We start from the raw sequence: 11,785 nt of genomic DNA on the forward strand, positions 1-11,785 counted from the left end.
CGTCCTCATTTATCTTTGGCTTAAAACGAGTTGTTGATACCACTATTTATTAAAATAGTAAATTTCATTTTCAGCTTCACGGATTTGTTTGCGTAAAATTTGACGCTCATCGACACTGAGCCTATTACGCTTCGGATTTGCAATTCCAGCCTGCTTTTGACTATTACGTATTGATTCTTGAAGTTGCACTGAATTACCCCGGTCACCAGCCCTAGTCCCATGATATTCCAGATCAGTGGACTCGCGAATCGAAGCCGCGCAAAGTGCGCTCAATGATGAAAGACAGAAAAAAAGTAGTACTGGCATCACGCGAAATTGCATAAATTTTTCCTATTTTCCGTTAAAAAATCAGCTAAGTTTTAGATATCACCATCCCTTACTCATGAAGATGAAAGAACCGGAGTGGGCGAAATGCTAGTCATTAGTTTACGCTTCGTGAGTCACATGCGACAATGAGGAAATGGAAAAATGTGTAACACTTTGTAATGCGTGACCTCAAAATCTGCCACTTTTTTATTTCTGCAAGTACCATATGCGAATGAATACTTTCAAGCAATCTGGCGACAGCCATATCGACAGCGGAACCAAGGCGAAAATTTTAGTAGTTGACGACGACGTACGCCTACGCGACCTATTAAGGCGCTATCTAAGCGAACAAGGATTTAATGTGGTCAGCGCTGAAAATGCCGAAAGCATGAACAAGCTTTGGATGCGAGAACACTATGACATGTTGATACTCGATTTAATGCTACCCGGTGAAGATGGATTAGCGATTTGCCGCAGGTTGCGCGGTGCTGGAGACAAAACACCGATCATCATGTTAACGGCAAAAGGTGAAGAGGTCGATCGCATAATTGGACTAGAAATGGGAGCAGATGACTATCTTCCCAAGCCTTTTAGCCCACGTGAATTGGTGGCGCGTATCAATGCAGTACTGCGGCGAAAAGCCCCGGTTGAATCACCAGGAGCGCCTTCCGAAGGTCCGCAGATTTTTGCTTTCGGCGATTTCATCCTTGATCTAGCGACTCGCACACTGAAAAAAAGTGGTGAAAACATCAATCTTACAACCGGCGAGTTTTCCGTACTAAAAGTATTTGCGCGTCATGCAAGACAGCCACTATCTCGCGAAAAATTGATGGAGATGGCGCGCGGGCGTGAATACGAAGTATTTGATCGCAGTTTAGATGTACAAATCTCACGTTTGCGTAAGTTAATTGAACTTGACCCATCAAACCCAATTTATATTCAAACGGTTTGGGGGTTGGGCTATGTATTTATTCCAGATGGGAAATCAAGATAACGCACCTTGCTACAATGCGGACTTACCTAAATAGTCTAGACTGGCTCAAAAGCGGACTTTTTTGGCGTACCTTCCTTTTTTTAGTATTGCTAGTGCTAGCAAGCATGTCGACTTGGTTCGGCAGTTTCAAAATTGTTGAACGTACGCCTAGAGCCCAGCAAATTGCCGCTCAAATTATCTCCATTGTAAGCATCACAAGATCAGCGCTTATCCATTCTGCACCAGAAAAGCGTGCAGAACTTCTATTTGATCTTGCGAGCAATGAAGGCATTCGCATCTATCTTCTTGAAGAAAATGATCAGGTCGTGGAGCCTGAGTCGACACTATTATTCAAAGAAGTGCAAACATTCATACAAAGCAAACTCGGAAAGACGACCCGTTTTGCCGAAAAAATGAATAACATTCCCGGTTTGTGGATAAGTTTTGAAATTGACGGCGATCAATATTGGTTGCGACTTGAGCAAGATAGACTAGATCCCGCGGATGGCCTGCAGTTTCTTGGGTGGGCTGCGATCACTTTATTTCTTACTTTAATTGGCGCAGTCTTTATCTCCAGACTGATCAACGATCCACTCTCACGCTTAAGTGCCGCTGCACGCATGCTAGCGAAAGGAAAACGCCCAGAAGCGCTACCGGAAAAAGGTCCAAGTGAAATTCGCGAAACCAATGCCAGCTTTAATCAAATGGTGGAAGATTTAGTAAGAATTGACTCCGACCGAGCTGTTATTTTGGCCGGAATTTCTCACGACTTGCGCACGCCGTTGGCACGAATGCAATTAGAAGTTGAGATGGCAAATTTAAGCAAAGAAGCCAGACTTGGGATGCAATCGGATTTGGCACAAATGGATGGAATTATTGGCCAGTTTCTCGACTATGCAAAGCCTTTGGATGCGGTGGTCTTTGATTTAGTCAACATCAGCGACTTGCTAGGAAAAACTATTGACGAGGCATCTCGACTGCCCGATATGCTAATACGTTCGTCTATTGGCCCCAACATACAAATACCTGGCAATAAAATAGAGTTATATAGATTATTCAATAATCTCATAGAAAACGCCCGACGCTACGGCCACACACCCGGCACAAAGCAGGTGAAAATGGACATCCAATGCCATTTGAAGAAGAATGGCAGAAAACCAGGAATATTGCTAAGTTTTAGGGACTACGGTGTTGGCGTTCCTGATACCGACCTAACACGTCTGCTCAAGCCATTCACCCGTGTTGATGTCTCGCGTAGTCAAGCAAACGGCTCCGGCCTGGGCTTGGCTATCGTTGAAAAAATCATAAAACGGCACGGTGGCAGGATACGCATCTCAAATCACGTCAATGGTGGCTTCCTTGTGGTCATTGCTTTTTAGCGATTAGTTTTTATTTTGCGCAACTTCTATGCCGTAGGACATACGTAAACCAGAACCGGGAGCAGTGCTAGCCAGCACGTCTGCTTTAACTGGCACAGCATGCGCAATAAGTACTGAACCCAATTTAGTATGTGTTTGCGCCTGCACTAAACCCCAACTAACGGCCCCAACGATACCCGCGCATGCAAATGCACTGACGGCGATCGATGTACGCATGCGAAAGCCTGGTAAAGGTTTATTCGTTGCAGGCACAATTACGTCGACAGGTGAGTCAGCCAGCATTTTTTGTGCATTTTCACGCCAAGCCTGGCTCGCGCCTTGTTGCTGCATTAATTTCGCGATTAGGTTTTCAGCTAAGGTTGCCGCACGCTCATGTTCTGCTTGCAACTGTTGCTGTGCGGCAGTGACTTGCTTCTGATTGTGCAGTGTGCGGCTTTGGTATTCTTGCTGTAAATCATGCGTCAATCGACTGGCATTTTGCTCCTGTTCGAATGCCAAGTTTAAATCGCGACGCACTTGCGCTTCGTGAGTCATCCTTTCCTGCAATGCTGATCTAATTGCCACTTCCATTTCAAGTGAGCACTGAACTTCTTGATTCAATTTTTGTTCAATAAATTGCTTATCCTCCAAGACCAGCAGCAGTTCTTTTTGAGTCTGACGCCGCTCATCTTCGAGCTGATTGAGCTGCTCTTGACCTGCAATTTGACGGCAAAGATCGTCGGCATATGCCTTATGTTTAGCAATAACTTCATTACTCACTTCCACCAACTTTTGCTCACGCTCCAAGCTAGCTTGCTGCTCCGCACAGGCAGTCTGCTCCAGAATGGCGCGCGCTTGACTCACTTCGCTAGCCTGTTTTTCGATTAATAAGCGATTTTCTGCATCCAGATAAATTTGCTTTTCAAATTCAATTTTATTACTGATTTCCTGCAGCGCTAATTGCTCTAGTTCATAGTTTGTTTTCTGCAGTTCACACTGGGCCTGCAACTGCATTGTTTTTTCATTCTCCAGCGCTGCGCTATTTAAAGTTGCATGTTGCAATTGAAGTAAATTATCCAACTGCAATTGTGCTGCCAGTGCCATCTCTTGCTCAAAAATCGCATTCTGTTGCGCTAACTTTCTAGCCTCTACTTCTGCACTGAGCTTTTGCTGCACCGCTATCTTCATATCTTGCTCGGCCTGCGCCCTTAACTCGAACTGCAACAAATACTCCCGTTCAGCATTTAGACGCAAGACGGCATCATTCGCCGCTTGCGTCTCTAACGCTAATTTCTGCTGCACCACGCTCGATGCCTCTAATTCCACAGCAGCCTTTTGATTCTCCAGTTCTGTGAGTTGTTTAGCATCACGTAGCTTGGCGTTTAACGCGTTCAAGGTTAATGTTTGCGCTGCTGCAAGAGTTGATGCTGCATCAAGTAATGTTTGTTCCGCTAACTGCGTCTGCAGGGCCAAAGCTTGATTAGATTGCTCGGCATCCAAACGTTGACGCGCCGTCTCGACAAGCTCAGACTCGCACGCCACCCGTTGCGCGATCAAATTCTGCTCTTCCTGCTCGAACGCGATTTTCTTTTGTTGCTCCAAACTCAGTTGTTGCTCAAGGTCTTTACGTGTTTGTTCTGCTTGCACAGACTGCAGCAGCAGTCGCGTTTTTTCTTCCAACGCTTGTGCGGCCTGCCGTTTAGCCAGGGATGCTTGTTGCGACGCTTCCAATAATTGCGTTTCTTGCCGTGCAAGTTGCGCCACGTCCCTCCTTAGCGCCTCGTCTTGCTGCTGACGCATTTGAGCCAGACTGAGCTTTTCCTGCTCCTGTTCTTGTAAGGCGACAGATGTTGCCAAGGCCAATTGTTCCGCTTCCATGGTTTGCTCAAGCAGTGAAGCTGCGGCTTGTTCAGCTTTCAGTCTTTGTTTTTGCCATTCGCTTAAATTTTCCTCTTGTTGCAGGCGCTGTGCTGTCACCTTGAGGATTACTTTTTGCGCGTCTGCGTTTGCTGCTAGCTCTTGATGCATGGCTTTTTCTGCGGCACAAACTGCGAAACTGCGCTGAAGCTCTTGATCTATCAATAACTTATTCGCTTCAGCATATTGCAAAGCATCTTGTTCAGCGTCTAATTTGGATGCAAGTTCCTTTTGGATACTTTGCTCGATCTGAAGTTTCTCTTCAGTGCTACGAAATATTTCAGCATCTAAACTAATGCGGTGCTGAACTGCTAACGTCAGTTCTTCAACTTTCTCTTTTTTCTGCAAACTCAACTGATGCGCCTTGTGCTGCATTTCAGCGTAATTTTTGACTTTCTCAAATAAAGATTTTTCCGCAATCAGTTTTCCATCTACATCAACTCTCGCTTTTTTCTCCAGAGTGACGCGCTCGCTTGTGATCCCACTTAATTCAAGCTCAGCTTGCAAGCGCAACTGCGCTTCTGCTGCCGCCTGCTGTTCCAATAACAGTTTTTCCTGATGCGTCTTTTCGGTTAATGCGATAGCGTCATACTTTTCTTGCTCTAGTGCCTTTGCTTGCTCCAACGCGTTCAAGGCGCTCTGTTGTACCGCAGCGGCCTTTTTTTCCAAACTAGCCAAGGACTCAGCAATTGTCACACGTGCCTGCGCAGCATTTACGGCCTGCTGTGTTGCAATGGATTTTTCCTTGCATTGAGTTAATAATTTTTGCTCCGCGTGATTCTTTTCCTCTAGCAGTTGACGAACTTCCCGCTCTTTCTCCAGGCGCTCACTATAGAGATTGTTTTGCAGCGTTTCTGCCTCAAGTTTCGCCGCCACTTCGCTCAGCAATTGTTTTTCTGCTAGTAGCTTCGCTTGTATTGAAGCCCGTGCACTATTTTCCTGCTCCGCCAGCTTAGCTTGAACCTGCATCAACTCCGCAGCTTCACTCGCTTTTTGCTGCGAGACTAAAGCTGTTTCACGTTGCAGTTGGGTAAAGGCCGTCATCTTCGTCAGACGCAGTTGCTCCGCACCAAGTAACACATTGCGCAGCTCTTTTGCTTCGTCCTCCTGCTGCTGCCTTGCTTGCATTACCGATGTTAATTCGCGTTCGTGCTTGGTATTTTCTAAAATAGCCTGCGCCGCATCTCTTTCGGCTTCGAGTTTCTCTTGATTTGCCAGCGCAGCGTCGCGCTCTGCGTTCATACGTAATTTTTCCGCTTTGGCGATCTCGGCCAGTTGCCGCGCTTTCAACAGCGCCAGAGTGGCCGTCTTTTTCTGCATTTCTACTTGTAATTGCGTCTGCTGCAAGGAATATTTTTCCGCGTTGAGCTTCGTCTCTAGTGACAGTCTATGTTGCTTATCAGACTCGCTCTTTGCATCCAATACATCTTTTTCTTCCTGCTCTAGATTTAACCTCAGTTCAGCTTCTGTTCTGGCACGTTCCTCACTGTTTAACTTTGCCTGAGTCGCGCCAAGCACGCGTTCGATGGCGTCGGCGCGGCGTCGCTCAGCGGCTAATTTTTCCTGGATCAAGGCCAGAGCCTTCACTTCATCGCTCGCCCTTTGCTGCTGTACACTCAGAAGTAGGTTTTCCTGTTCACTTTTCTGCACTGCTACTTGTGCAATTTTTTCTTGCAGCTGCAATTGGTCAAGCGCTGTTTCTAATTTAATTTTTTCGGCTAAACAGACGGTTTCACTAGCGATCCGAGCAGCTTGCTCAGCTTGTTGCTGTAATTGCAGCAATTCTGTTTGGATTTGTTCAGTTTTCTCGCGCTCTTCGGCTTCTAACTCTTTCTTTTTCTCGTTCTCCAACTTAAGCTGGAGAGCGTCGGCGGCTTTTTTCTCTGCTTCAGCACGCAGTTTCTCGACCTTTCCTAACGCTAGTGCGTTCTTGGTTTTGAGTTCAGTAGCAGCATTCGCTTTTTTTAAAAATTCAGATTGAAAGGCAATCGCAGTCAATGCCTGTTGCTCAGCATTGGTTTGATCTCTGGCTAATTGAAGTGCCTCGCGTTCTAATTTAGCTCTCTCATTAACTACTTGTATGGCTCGTTGATGCTCTGCCGCCAGTTGTCTTGCAATTTCGCTAGCTTCTTGATCTGCTTGACGACGCTGCCTGGCCTCTTCGGTTGCGACCGCTTCTGCCTGTAAACGTGCCCTGGCATCCGTATCAGCATATTGCTCAAATTCAACTCTCTTTAAGGCATTAGCGTGTAGCTCTCGTTCCGCTTGTATGCGCGACTCGGTCACGCTACGAATTTTCTCCTCCGCTTCACGCCTCGCTTGCGCGGCAGTCGCGGCTACGGTTTCAGCCTGTTCGCGCTTGCTAGCGGCCAACAATAAATCTTCATCGGCACGGATACGTAATTGTATCGCCTCACGGACTCTACGCTCAGAGTCACCCCGAGCTTGCGCAATCGCCTCATATTCACGTTCTATGGCGACGCGTGCCAAGGCATCCTCACGCGCTCTAACTTCTACCGGAGCACGATTAATTTCGCACTCTAGCGCTAGCGCCTCGGCTTGTTCTCTCTCGCGATTAAGCTGTTGTGCCTCACTACGGACCTTCACCAGCATCTCCGAGGTTTCACGCGCATCCTTGTCTCTACGTTCGCTATTGCGTGCCAACTCAGCAATACGCGCATCGACTCGCGCACGTTCACGCGCCTCGTGTTTGGCAGAAAGTGAGGCAGCAGCGCGCTCTGCAGCCCAATGCTGAGCCACTTGAGTTTCCTTCACCAAGCTTACTGCAGCCGCTTTCGCCTTCCCTGCGCCATCACTCTCGACCCGCAACTTCTCCAGCACCAGATTTTTAGCCTTTTGCTCAAACAAAACACGTTGATCTGCCTGTTCTCTGGCTTTTGTCTCCAACCTTATACGATCATTGAGTTCTAAGGTTTCTTTGCTTTCGGCCGCGATCCTCGCTTCACTAACAGCACCTGACTGACGCTCAGCTTCCAGTCGAGTACGACTACTGAGTATCGCAGCCTGTTCCAGTTCAAGATTTTTTTGTGCCAGGTTTGCCGCGTCAACTTCAGTTTGGGCGCGTTCTTGCGCCAGGGTTCTAGCACGTGCCTCCGCTTGCAGCCGGTTTTCCGAGGCGACGGTGGCCCGCGCTTCCGCCTCGACACGCGCTATCGCCTCACGGATTCCTTTTACATCAATACGGGAGTGCGTTTCTAAATGCGGCTCCGACATTGAGACGTCGTCGTCGGCATCGAGACGACCATCCATAGAATAGGCTCCCATAGACAATCTGTTTAACAATGTTTGGTTTGCATCCATTTCCTACTCCCGATTGATGGCCAGCCTAGCGACCAGTGCAAATATCTTGCTAGACTCTCATAAACTAAATTATCGATGATAGACACACAAAGCATCTTTGGATAAGACTAGGAAAACTGCCTTATATCTTTACTATGAAGTTTAAAAAGCCGCGCACGGCAGGGCAATTGCAAGATTTCGTGCTGACAAAGCGCCTGTCCGCCACATAAAGTACCCACCATAGCAAGCGCTTTGCACCATTTTTACATTGGGCAACGTAAAATACGGCACTCATGTTTCATTTGAATCTAATAACGTTTTTTGGAGAATTATCTTGTCAGAGCCTGTAACCGAAATCAGACATCCACTCATGCAGCACAAGCTCACGCTGATGCGCAGCAAAGAGACGACAACCGACAATTTTCGTCGTTTATTGCGAGAAATTAGCCAGATGCTGGCATATGAAGTCACGCGCGATCTGCCCCTAGAGAACATACAAATAGAAACGCCGATTGCCACTATCGATGCGCCAGCGATTAGCGGGAAGAAACTCTGCGTAATCTCTATTTTACGAGCTGGCAATGGAATACTCGATGGCATGCTCGATCTATTACCCAATGCCCGCGTCGGGCATATCGGCCTTTACCGTGACCCCGAAACTTTAGAGCCGGTTGAATACTATTTTAAAGTCCCGGAAGATATCGCCGACCGTTTGGTCATCGTGGTCGATCCTATGCTCGCCACCGGTAACTCAGCAGCTGCCGCCATTTCTAGGCTCAAATTACGCGGTGCGGTCAGTATTAAATTTGTTTGCCTGTTAGCGGCACCCGAAGGCATCAAAGTCATGCAAGCAGCCCATCCCGATGTATCTATCCTGACGGCATCGATAGACCAATGCTTGAACGAGCATGGCTATATTGTTCCTGGCCTAGGTGATGCGGGTGACCGTTTATTTGGCACAAAATAATCCTTGACGTAATTTTCAACATGACTAAATCAGAACTATTGAAAATCGACTCTAAATTGCCAGAGGTCGGCACCACCGTTTTTTCAGTGATGTCGGCCCTGGCTGCGGAGACTGGCGCCGTCAATTTAGGCCAGGGCTTCCCTGATTTCAATTGCGATCCGGCACTGATTGATGCCGTCACTGAGGCGATGCAAAAGGGACATAATCAATACCCGCCTATGGCCGGCGTGCCGGCTTTACGGAACGCCATCTCAACCAAGATTCTCCAGCTGTACGGGCATGTCTACGATGCAGAAACTGAGATAACGGTCACAGCTGGGGCCACGCAAGCGATCATGAGCATCTTGCTAGCGTGCGTGCACCCTGGCGACGAGGTGATTGTGATTGAGCCAGCCTATGATAGTTATGTTCCGGCCATCAAACTGGCGGGCGGCGTGCCGGTATTCGTCTCCATGTGTCTAGACGCAGATGGCTATTCCACACCCTGGGATCGGGTGGCGGCAGCGATCACAACAAAAACGCGCTTATTACTGCTGAACTCACCGCATAACCCTAGCGGTTTTATCTTGCAAGAAAGTGATATTGCGGCACTGACCGAAATAGTCAAGGACACGCAAGTGTTGCTAGCCTCAGACGAGGTGTATGAACATATGGTATTTGACGGACAGCGACATGAGTCACTGGCGCGCTATCCGGAGTTGGCCGCACGCTCTTACATTATTTCCAGTTTTGGAAAAACTTACCATGTCACAGGCTGGAAAGTCGGCTATGTTGCCGCGCCAAAGACGCTGATGACAGAGTTTCGCAAAGTGCATCAGTTCAATGTATTCACCGTCAATACACCTATGCAAGTTGCCCTGGCGCAGTATATGAATGAACCAAAACATTATCTTAATTTAGCGGATTTTTATCAAAAGAAACGTGATGCTTTCCGGGCGGGCCTAAAAAATTCACGTTTTAAATTACTGCCGACCAATGGTACGTATTTTCAGTGTGTCGATTATTCTGCCATTTCGGATAAATCAGAAAGCGAATTCGCATTGTGGCTTACGCGCGAGATTGGGGTCGCGGCAATTCCTGTGTCAGCCTTCTATCATCGGGCGCAGGAAAGCGGGATTGTAAGGTTTTGTTTTGCTAAACAAGATTCAACCCTAGAGCAGGCACTAGGACGTTTGCAAGCGATTTGATTTGATTTGATTTGATTTATTTTAAATACTAGGTGGGAGTATAAATTTCAACCGCATACTGGATATGCGCAATTTGCCTTGTTTTTAGGCATACTCCCACTTTTTATTGCAGTGGAGGGGTGTTTTTCTGCAGCAAATCAGCATCCAGTTGATCGATATGTTCTTTGCGTTGAAATGCCTTGGCTTCTACCGAAATACGCTGGAGTATTGCAAACAGTTTGCGGCGCACCAACTTACTATCATTGATGCAGGAAGTAACAAAAAATTTGTCGTAACAATTATTTTCCGCCTGCAAATACCAGATCCGCAACTCCTCTTGCGCTATCTCCGTTTCATTCAATGCTAACTCAGCCTTCTCGCCAGATTGTATGCTGGTACTGCCATAACTTAAGTCCAGCGTCGCGACTTTTTGTTGCAAGACTGCGAAATCAACCTTATCGTCCTGCGCCTGTAGATCTGGCCCCATCAGCGCTGCACTCAGCAATACTAGAGTTAGCAGATTGCGAATCCCACGTTCGTTGAAAATCTTTTTCATTCTCATTCCCTTGATTTATTGCTTTGCTTCTTTGCGCTGGCAATATGCTTTGCTTCTCTATTTTTGTTCATGCTAACAATACAGTTTATCTATACGATACCGGCACTGGCATCGCGCTGATCAGCGTCCATGTATTCACGCGACTGCATTTCTATAATCCGCGAAACGGTACGATGAAACTCATTCGACAAGGTCCCTAAGGTATATAACTGCTCAGGCGGCACCGCAGCCGACATGATTAATTTCACTTTATTGTCATAAAACACATCTATCAACCAGGTGAAACGACGTGCTTCCGAAGACATGGCGGCTGACATGGCGGGGATAGATGACAGTATTACCGTATGAAAACGACTGGCGATTTCGAGGTAGTCGTTTTGTGAACGCGGGCCTCCACATAAAGTGGCGAAATCAAACCAAATCACACTACCGGCGCGTCGCAAGGCTTTCAGTTCACGTCCTTCGATATTCACATGCCCATCTTCATCGCTGGTTTCCGCGATGCGCACAAAGGCTTCGCGCAGACTCTGATCTGTAGCCGCACATAGTGGCGTCAGGTAGGCCTGAACCTGTTCCAAAGCACGCTTACGATAATCATTGCCCGAATCGACATTGATTACATCTAATTTTTGCTTCAATAATGCGATCGTCGGCAACATCCGGTCTCTATGCAAACCATCCGGATACAGGGTATCAGGCTGATAATTCGAGGTCATGACAAACGACACGCCATTTTCAAACAGCGCATTCAACAAATTATATAAAAGCATCGCGTCTGCCACATCGGAGACATGGAATTCATCGAAGCATATGAGACGGTATTTTTTGGCGATGCGACGCGCCACTTCATCGAGCGGATCAGCCACACCTTTTAATTCATCCAACTGGCGATGTACCGCCCGCATGAATTCATGGAAATGCAGCCTGCCTTTACGCACCACTGGCACTACCGAATAAAAGCTATCCATCAAAAATGATTTTCCGCGCCCCACCCCGCCCCACATATACACGCCGCGCGGCACATCCGGACGCGTGATGATGCGCGTAAACTTATTCGCTCGTTTTGATTTATATTCCACCCACTCATCGTAGGCTTGCTGAAGACGTGCCACTGCAAACTGCTGCGCTGCATCGGACTGAAAGCCACGCGTGGTCAATGCATCATGGTAAAACTCGGTGACATTCATGTGCACTAAGGAAAAAGGATAACAAGTTAAACAAAAGCCGCTGATGATTTCTCAG

The 11,785-nt window shown here is 47.3% G+C and carries 8 protein-coding genes; 4 read left to right on the forward strand and 4 right to left on the reverse strand.

The window, feature by feature from the left end; all coding sequences use genetic code 11:
- Nucleotides 1–42 precede the first annotated feature (42 nt).
- On the reverse strand, nt 43–321 hold the full coding sequence (locus tag ACO0K8_RS04980; protein ID WP_422945511.1) for a hypothetical protein: 279 nt from the start codon (nt 319–321) through the stop codon (nt 43–45).
- 217 nt (nt 322–538) lie between these two features.
- Here ACO0K8_RS04980 and ompR point away from each other — a divergent pair, with 217 nt between their 5' ends.
- Nucleotides 539–1,300, forward strand: a complete 762-nt coding sequence (ompR, locus tag ACO0K8_RS04985) for a two-component system response regulator OmpR (protein ID WP_422945512.1) — start codon at nt 539–541, stop codon at nt 1,298–1,300.
- Nucleotides 1,301–1,404: 104 nt separating this feature from the next.
- Nucleotides 1,405–2,658, forward strand: a complete 1,254-nt coding sequence (locus tag ACO0K8_RS04990; protein WP_422945513.1) for an ATP-binding protein — start codon at nt 1,405–1,407, stop codon at nt 2,656–2,658.
- A gap of 3 nt (nt 2,659–2,661) precedes the next feature.
- On the opposite strand, the gene ACO0K8_RS04995 is transcribed toward ACO0K8_RS04990, so the two are convergent.
- Nucleotides 2,662–7,875, reverse strand: coding sequence for a hypothetical protein (locus tag ACO0K8_RS04995; protein ID WP_422945514.1), 5,214 nt, complete (start codon nt 7,873–7,875; stop codon nt 2,662–2,664).
- 313 nt (nt 7,876–8,188) lie between these two features.
- On the opposite strand from ACO0K8_RS04995, the gene upp reads away from it, so the two are divergent.
- Nucleotides 8,189–8,821 carry a uracil phosphoribosyltransferase gene (gene upp / locus ACO0K8_RS05000; RefSeq protein ID WP_422945515.1) on the forward strand — a complete coding sequence of 211 codons (633 nt, stop codon included), beginning with the start codon at nt 8,189–8,191 and terminating at the stop codon, nt 8,819–8,821.
- 20 nt (nt 8,822–8,841) lie between these two features.
- Complete coding sequence (locus tag ACO0K8_RS05005) at nt 8,842–10,008, forward strand: pyridoxal phosphate-dependent aminotransferase (protein ID WP_422945516.1); 1,167 nt, start codon at nt 8,842–8,844, stop codon at nt 10,006–10,008.
- Between the two features lie 103 nt (nt 10,009–10,111).
- Here ACO0K8_RS05005 and ACO0K8_RS05010 read toward each other — a convergent pair whose 3' ends face one another.
- Both ACO0K8_RS05010 and zapE read right to left on the reverse strand, forming a co-directional pair.
- A complete protein-coding gene (locus tag ACO0K8_RS05010) occupies nt 10,112–10,543 on the reverse strand; it encodes a hypothetical protein (RefSeq protein WP_422945517.1) in 432 nt (143 codons plus the stop codon).
- An 89-nt stretch (nt 10,544–10,632) separates the two neighbouring features.
- Complete coding sequence (gene zapE, locus ACO0K8_RS05015; RefSeq protein WP_422945518.1) at nt 10,633–11,730, reverse strand: cell division protein ZapE; 1,098 nt, start codon at nt 11,728–11,730, stop codon at nt 10,633–10,635.
- Nucleotides 11,731–11,785: the final 55 nt, after the last annotated feature.

The organism is Undibacterium sp. Ren11W (assembly GCF_049340485.1).
GTDB lineage: Bacteria > Pseudomonadota > Gammaproteobacteria > Burkholderiales > Burkholderiaceae_D > Undibacterium.

Bases quoted from the DNA above. Each gene is read 5' to 3' on its own strand.
- ACO0K8_RS04980 (WP_422945511.1), bottom strand. From the start codon at position 321: ATGCAATTTCGCGTGATGCCAGTACTACTTTTTTTCTGTCTTTCATCA.
- ompR (WP_422945512.1), top strand. From the start codon at position 539: ATGAATACTTTCAAGCAATCTGGCGACAGCCATATCGACAGCGGAACC.
- ACO0K8_RS04990 (WP_422945513.1), top strand. From the start codon at position 1,405: ATGTCGACTTGGTTCGGCAGTTTCAAAATTGTTGAACGTACGCCTAGA.
- ACO0K8_RS04995 (WP_422945514.1), bottom strand. From the start codon at position 7,875: ATGGATGCAAACCAAACATTGTTAAACAGATTGTCTATGGGAGCCTAT.
- ACO0K8_RS05005 (WP_422945516.1), top strand. From the start codon at position 8,842: ATGACTAAATCAGAACTATTGAAAATCGACTCTAAATTGCCAGAGGTC.
- ACO0K8_RS05010 (WP_422945517.1), bottom strand. From the start codon at position 10,543: ATGAAAAAGATTTTCAACGAACGTGGGATTCGCAATCTGCTAACTCTA.
- zapE (WP_422945518.1), bottom strand. From the start codon at position 11,730: ATGAATGTCACCGAGTTTTACCATGATGCATTGACCACGCGTGGCTTT.